Annotated in this window: 3 protein-coding genes; 2 read left to right on the plus strand and 1 reads right to left on the minus strand. The window is 71.2% G+C overall.

The window, feature by feature from the left end:
• Nucleotides 1-95 precede the first annotated feature (95 nt).
• The gene (locus tag ACFQ87_RS45395; protein ID WP_380616908.1) at nucleotides 96-755 is read left to right on the plus strand and encodes a class I SAM-dependent methyltransferase; all 660 of its coding nucleotides are present in this window, start codon (nucleotides 96-98) and stop codon (nucleotides 753-755) included.
• Nucleotides 756-773: 18 nt separating this feature from the next.
• Here the strand turns inward: ACFQ87_RS45395 and ACFQ87_RS45400 are convergent, their stop codons facing one another.
• The gene (locus ACFQ87_RS45400) at nucleotides 774-1,730 is read right to left on the minus strand and encodes a phosphotransferase family protein (RefSeq protein ID WP_380616909.1); all 957 of its coding nucleotides are present in this window, start codon (nucleotides 1,728-1,730) and stop codon (nucleotides 774-776) included.
• Between the two features lie 271 nt (nucleotides 1,731-2,001).
• Here ACFQ87_RS45400 and ACFQ87_RS45405 point away from each other — a divergent pair, with 271 nt between their 5' ends.
• Nucleotides 2,002-2,946, plus strand: coding sequence for a zinc-dependent alcohol dehydrogenase family protein (locus tag ACFQ87_RS45405; RefSeq protein ID WP_380616910.1), 945 nt, complete (start codon nucleotides 2,002-2,004; stop codon nucleotides 2,944-2,946).
• Nucleotides 2,947-2,965 lie beyond the last annotated feature (19 nt).

Consider the following 2,965-nt stretch of genomic DNA (forward strand, 5'->3'; position numbering starts at 1 on the left):
GCACCGCGCCAAGCACCACGACGTCGGCAAGACCGTGAAACGCGCTGAGTCGATCAAGGACCACCAAGCGCAGCGAGGTTAAACGCCAAGCTGAGATGAAGGGCGGTAACGGTGCGGTGTTCGACTCGGCGGCTGCATCTGTCGCGGTCTACAGCGACCACGCCGACGACTACGCGCTCACCCACGCCCCCAAAATGGCCGGCCAGGTCGAGCGGTTCGCCGACTCGCTGCCGGTTCCCTCGCTGATCCTGGACGCCGGTTGCGGCCCCGGCCGCGACCTCGCGCGGTTCACCGCCCGTGGTCACAGCGCCCGAGGCGTCGACCTCAACCCCGTGTTCGTCGCGATGGCCAACGCCCACGCGCCCACCTCGCAGGGTGACCTGCGTGACGTCGGATCTCAATTCCCTGCTGGGACGGTCGACGGGATCTGGGCCTGCGCATCGCTGGTGCACCTTCGCGAGTCGGAGACTGTGGACGTGCTCGGCCAGTTCGCCGGGCTGCTGCGCCCCGGCGGTAAGCTGTACGCGTGCGTCAGGTCCGTAGGTCGCACCGGATGGCTTGATGAGCCCGACGGACGCCGCTGGTACACGGTGTGGGATGCCGGTGCGTTCGCGGTCGCGGTCGCGGACGCCGGCTTCGAGGTCGACCACATCGGCCAGGGCCCGTTCGTGGAGGTGTGGGCCACTCGATGGGGCGCGGGTGATCACCGAGCGGTCACGGCGGCCCCGGTCACGCCACACCGGTGCCGTCCCTGAGGCAGTGCGGGACAGCCCTTAGGCGTAGCGGTCGAAGAGGGCTTGCAGGTAGTCCTCCAGGCGGCCGGTCAGGATCTCGGGGGTCAGGTCGGTGCGGCCGAGCCGGCGCCAGGGTGCGGCGACCTTGTGTGCGTCGGGGGCGAAGGCGAGGGTGTCCAGCAGGCGCCAGTACAGGTGGTCGGGGCCGTGTGCGGCGAGTTGTCCGCCCGCGTGTTCGTAGGCGTCGGCGAAGGCCATGCCCGCCGGGGCGCCGTGCAGCAGGGCCAGGGCGGTGGAGCAGTGGGCCACGTCCAGGTCAGCCGGGCCCCAGGAGGTCTCCACCCAGTCGACCACCGCGCTGACCGCCAACTCCTCTCCGGTGCCGGTGAACAGTACGTTGCCGGGGTGGAAGTCGCGGTGCAGGAAGCAGGAGCGGTGTGCGGGCGCGTCGCGGCGGATCACGTCCACCGCCCGCCCCCACAGGGCGTCTTGGCCGGTGGTGGCGGGTACCTGGACCCGTTCCGGGGCCGTCCAGGCCTGCCAGGCGCGCTCACGTCCCGTCTCCGGCACCTCGAGGGCGTGCACGGCGGCCAGCTGCCCGGCCAGCAGCGCGATGCGCCGGCGCACGTCCCCGTCGTGCCCGATCCGCACCCCGCCCGGCAGATGGGTCATCACCAGCGACGGATCGTCGCACCAGGCCCCCTGCGCGTCCACGGCCCGCAATGCGGGTGCCGGTACGGCGCTGTCTTCCAGCAGGCGCAGCACCCGTGCTTCCCGGGCCAGCAGGCCGGGCGCGTGGCGGCGGTAGAACGGCTTGACGAAAGAACGCAGCACCAGCGCGTACGGGGTGCCGGCGCCCTCGATGTCCAGACGGCGCATCCGCGAGGTCCAGCCGCCCTTCAGGGGCGTCACCCGCGCGATCCGCTCGCCGGGCGCGAGCACGCCCTCCACCCACCGGCGTGTGCCGGCCCACCCCTGGACGTCGTCCTCGATCACGCACGGCAGCCTACGCCCCGCCCCGACCGGCCCACCCAGGGCTCCCGCGACGGCCCGTCCGCGGCCCTTCGGTGGCGAACCTGACGAACGGTCAAGTCCGTGTAAGGCGCGCCGGATGCTTGTTGTTCCGGTGTGGACCGATGTTTGACACGGGACTCGGCCGGGGTTTGGGTGGGGACCTGGACCATGCCCGCGCGGTGCATCCGAAGGGGAGGCTGTCATGCCCGGGAAAGTCGCCTTCGAGACCACCGACGCACCGGAGGTCCTGACCGTGCGCGAGGTGCCCCTGCCCCGGCCCGGTCCCGGTGAACTGCGGATCAAGGTCGAGGTGCTGGGTCTCAACCGCGCCGAGGCCCTCTACCGTGCCGGCACGTACCTGCAGACGCCGAAGCTGCCGGCCACCCCCGGCTACGAGGCCGCCGGCACCGTGGACGCCGTCGGCGAGGGCGTCGCCGCCTTCCGTGTCGGTGACCGGGTCGACTCCGTCCCCGCTTTCTCCCAGCACGACTACGGCGTCTACGGCACCCACGCCCTGGTCCCGGCGCGCGCTGTCGTTCACCGGCCTGTGCGGCTTAGCGCTGTTCAGGGTGCCGCTGTCTGGATGCCTTATCTGATCGCTTATGGTGCCCTTGCCGAGGACGGTCATCTGCGTCCCGGTGATCATGTGTTGCTGACTGCGGCGGCTTCGAGTGTGGCTCTGGCGGCGATTCGTATCGCCCGGCGTATCGGCGCTGTACCGATCGCCACTACCCGTACTCCGGCCAAGGGGCGGCAGCTTCTGGATGCCGGTGCCGCCCATGTGGTCGTCACCGGTGAGGAGGACCTGCTCGCCCGTGTCCTGGACATCACCGGGGGTGAGGGTGTGCGCACCGTTTTCGACGCGGTCGCCGGCCCCGGGGTGAACACCCTGGCCCGGGCGATCGCCCCCAGCGGGCGCCTGATCGTCTACGGCCGCCTCGACCCCACCGACACCCCTATGCCCGGCCAGGCGACCTTCGCCCCGATCACCAGCCGCTTCCACCGGATCCACGAGGTCAGCCGCGACGCGGAACGGCTGCGCCGCGCCCACGCGTTCATCACCGCCGGTCTCGCGGACGCCACCTTCATCCCTGTTGTCGACCGTGTCTTCGAGGGTCTCGACACCATCGCCGAGGCCCATCGTTACCTGGAGGCCGATACCCAGGTCGGCAAGACCGTCGCCACCGTCACGGACTGATCCGGGTCCTGCCCGGCCG

The sequence above is a fragment of the Kitasatospora sp. NPDC056531 genome, assembly GCF_042794375.1.
Lineage (GTDB): Bacteria > Actinomycetota > Actinomycetes > Streptomycetales > Streptomycetaceae > Kitasatospora.